Source organism: Corallococcus sp. AB030 (assembly GCF_003668965.1).
Taxonomy (GTDB): domain Bacteria; phylum Myxococcota; class Myxococcia; order Myxococcales; family Myxococcaceae; genus Corallococcus; species Corallococcus exiguus.
In genome coordinates this window covers 1-3,482 of the sequence record NZ_RAWQ01000390.1, presented here as the reverse complement: position 1 = coordinate 3,482, position 3,482 = coordinate 1, and the positions used below count along the sequence as shown (strand labels likewise).

General features: G+C 68.7%; 3 protein-coding genes. 2 read left to right on the top strand and 1 reads right to left on the bottom strand.

The genetic code is table 11. The features are described from left to right. Positions 1-108: 108 nt before the first annotated feature. Together D7Y15_RS46680 and D7Y15_RS42790 are read left to right on the top strand one after the other, a co-directional pair. Entirely contained in the window at positions 109-1,125 is a 1,017-nt protein-coding gene (locus D7Y15_RS46680) for a Tox-REase-5 domain-containing protein (RefSeq protein WP_233605313.1), read from the top strand. Between the two features lie 12 nt (positions 1,126-1,137). Continuing rightward, positions 1,138-1,911 carry an immunity 52 family protein gene (locus D7Y15_RS42790; RefSeq protein WP_346728393.1) on the top strand — a complete coding sequence of 258 codons (774 nt, stop codon included), beginning with the start codon at positions 1,138-1,140 and terminating at the stop codon, positions 1,909-1,911. On the opposite strand, the gene D7Y15_RS42785 is transcribed toward D7Y15_RS42790, so the two are convergent. Continuing rightward, positions 1,877-3,482, bottom strand: a 1,606-nt coding sequence (locus D7Y15_RS42785; RefSeq protein ID WP_148713033.1) for a DEAD/DEAH box helicase, incomplete at its 5' end; no start/stop codon positions are given. The two genes, D7Y15_RS42790 and D7Y15_RS42785, sit on opposite strands and share 35 nt — an antisense overlap.

Here is a 3,482-nt window from a genome sequence, read left to right as displayed (position 1 = left end):
AGTAGCGGATCCGCTTGGCCGAACCGACCGCGTCAACGCCGCGAACTCGAATCGCCGCTCCCTGACAGCTCACCAGGGCGATCCGCTTGGCCGACCCTCATGCGATCCATGGCCCCGGTCCTTGACATCCGAGCCCATGGCTTCGAGCTGGGCCGCTTCTACAGCGGTAAGGGCGGCGTCTTCCGGAACGTGGACGCGCAGCTCCAGTCCTCGGATTGGCGGCCCCTGGCCGAGGTGTACGACGACGCGGACGTCATCAGCCGCACCCTGGATGGAGCCGAGGATGCATTCGTGGAGCTGTACCACGCGCTGGGACAGTTGCTCACGCGTCCCGTGGACAGCATCGCGGGCCTGCGCCACCTGCCAGCGGGCGTGGCGGCGCTCATCGCGGCATCGCCCGCGTACTGGGAGCGATTCCAGTTCATGCCCCGTGGCGAGCAGATCCGTGAAGTGTCGCGGCTGACGACAGGACTGCTCTTCACCGCGGGCGCGGCCTCGGCCACGACGCGGACGCTGAAGGGAATGTCGGTGGGCGTGGAGGCCACGATGCCGGTGCTCTCGCTGTCGGTGGAAGGCGCGCTGGCGCTGGAACGGGTCTCAGTGCCAGCAGGACGCGCGGCGACGGTGCTGAGCGGTGGGCCCGGGGCGGCCATCATCCTCCAGCGCGCGAACACGACTGGCAGTGGCGCGGCTCCGTCCAAGGGGCCCGGGCAGTGGGCGCCCGCAAAGGAGGCGATGTCTCCGCGTGCCCGGCGCTACCAGGAGCAGATCACCGGGCACACGGCGGATGAGGTGTACTGGGTCGGCGGCACGAGTACGAAGGCCGGGGGCGTCAAGTTCGATGGGTTCAGGGATGACGTGCTCCTGGACGCCAAGGGCCCCGGCTACGCTGCGTTCTTCGAGGACAACCTCGATCCCAAGGCTTGGTTCAGCCTTTCGGGCAAGGCCGACGAACTCGTGACCCAAGGACAGCGCCAGGTCGCCATCGTCCGTGGAATGGGCATTCGGATTGAATGGCACGTCGCGGAGAAGCATGCGGCAGACTCCATTCGGAAGTTGCTAGAGAGCAACAGCGTCACGGAGATCATCGTCATCCCCACCTCGGTGCACCCGTTGAACCCTTGAGAGATACACCTCATGACGACCCCCGCTGATTCCGGGACCTATCCAGAGACCTACTATGCAGGTGCCTACTGGGGTCCGCGACGAGAGTCTCCCGAGGCGTGTGCCCAGCGTGCGGCGGCCTTTTTCAACATGCTCGCCGCATGCGATCCCCTGCTGGGGAGCTGGAACAAGATTCCCAAGCCGCGCGGCAAGGGACGCAAGACGCCCCTCATGCCTCCCGACCTACCCACCCTGACAGAAGCGTTCCGGCGTGGTGTCAACCGTGAGCCGGGCGGACCCGCCTTCGAGCAATTGGGGCTGAGGGTCAGCGCATACAACGACGGTCCTCCCAAGGAGATGGTCATCGTCAATATGACCTGCGGGAGCTACGAGCAGAACAGCACCGCCAACGTGTGCGTCCTGTCAATCCCATCGAAAGGGGCGAGCGCGGAGCGAATGCTCACAGCCTCCATGCTGACGAACGTGACGCGCAGCATGGCACTGGCGTGGGAACCCGATTGGGCGGTGGCCATGTCCGAGACGTATCGGGCGATGGATGGTAGGCAGGGCAAGGACGACCCGTGGCTTGGCTGGGTGACGTACCTCGCCCGTGACCGGGGCACCGTGCCCCCCCTGCCCGCCCCCGTGCGCATCGAGCCGGTGGAGGACAGGGGTTCGTTGATCATCCTCACCCCCGAGCGCTTCACCGTGGCCAACCCCGAGCACGTCGCACTGGCGCGACGTGTGCGCGAGCTGCTGGCCCAGGCAGGGCTCATGCGAACAGCTGGAGCAGGTCCTCGCGGGTGATGGCGGCGGCGCCCGAAGCCTCGCTGAGCGCGGCTTCGAACAGGGCGCGCTTCTTCTCCTGGAGACCCAGGATCTTCTCCTCCACCGTGCCCTGGGACACCAGCCGGTAGACCATCACCGGCCGCTCCTGCCCGATGCGGTGCGCTCGGTCCGCGGCCTGTGCCTCCACCGCCGGGTTCCACCACGGGTCCATCAGGAACACGTGGTCCGCCGCCGTGAGGTTCAGGCCCGTGCCTCCGGCCTTCAGCGACATGAGCAACACCGGCGCGCCGTCCTGGCCCTGGAAGCGCGATGTCACCTCGCCTCGGTTCGCCGTCGCTCCGTCCAGCCGCTCGAAGCCGATGCCCGCTCCCTTGAGGCCCGGCTCGATGAGGTCCAACAGCGACGTCCACTGGGAGAAGACCAGCGCCTTGTGGCCTTCCGCCACCGCCGTCTCCAGCGCGTCCACCAGCGTCTGCACCTTGGAGGACGTCTTCGCGTGCTGCCCCGGCACCAGCGCGGAATGGCAGGCCGCCTGCCGCAACCGCAGCAACGCCTCCAGCGCCTTGAGCACGCTGCCACCCTCGTTGAGCAGCGCCACCACCTCCGCGCGCGTCGCGGCCATCACCGCGTCGTAGACGGAGCGCTCGCGCTCATCCAGCTGCACGTGCATCACGGAGTCGGTGCGCGGCGGCAGCTCCGGCGCCACGTCCTTCTTGAGGCGGCGCAGGATGAACGGGCGGATGCGGCGACGCAGGCCTTCCGCCGCTCCGGGCTTGCCGTCCGCGATGGGCTGCGCCGTCTTCTCCTCGAACTGGCGGCGGCCTCCCAACAGACCCGGGTTGGTGAAGTGCATCAGGCTCCACAACTCGTCCAGGCGGTTCTCCAGCGGCGTACCGCTGAGCGCGAGCCGCAGGTTCGCCTTGAGCCCGAACGCCGCGCGCGACACCTGGCTCTCCGGGTTCTTGATGGCCTGGGCCTCGTCCAGCACCACCGCCTCCCACGTGGGCGCTCCCAGCACCGCCGCGTCCAGGCGCAACAGCGCGTACGTGGTGAGCGTGATGTCCGCCGTGGGGTCCAGCTTGCGGCCGGGGCCGTGGTACACGCAGACCTTCAACGACGGCCGGAAGCGCTGGAGCTCCGCCACCCAGTTGGGCAGCACGCTCGTGGGGCACACCACCAGCGACTTCGGCCCCAGGATGCAGATGGTCTGGAGCGTCTTTCCCAGACCCATGTCGTCCGCGAGGATGCCGCCCAGCCCCGCGCCCTTGAGGAACGACAGCCAGCTCACGCCCTGCTGCTGATACGCGCGCAGCGTGGCGTTGAGCTCCGCGGGCAGCACCGGCGGCGGCAGCTTCTCGAAGCCCTCCACCAGCGGGGCCAGCTTGTCCAACCCCGGAGGCGGCGGCTGGTCCAATGACTCGCACAGCTGGGTCAGCTCCGGCAGCGCGTGGTTCGCGACGCGGCCGTCCTCCTGGCGCGCGGCCAGCAGGTCCGCCACGCGCTGCCCGTTCTTGTCCAGCCACGCGCGAGGCAGCGGCGCCCAGCCGCCTCCGTCCAGCGGCACCAGCCCCAGCCCCTCCGTCCACGCC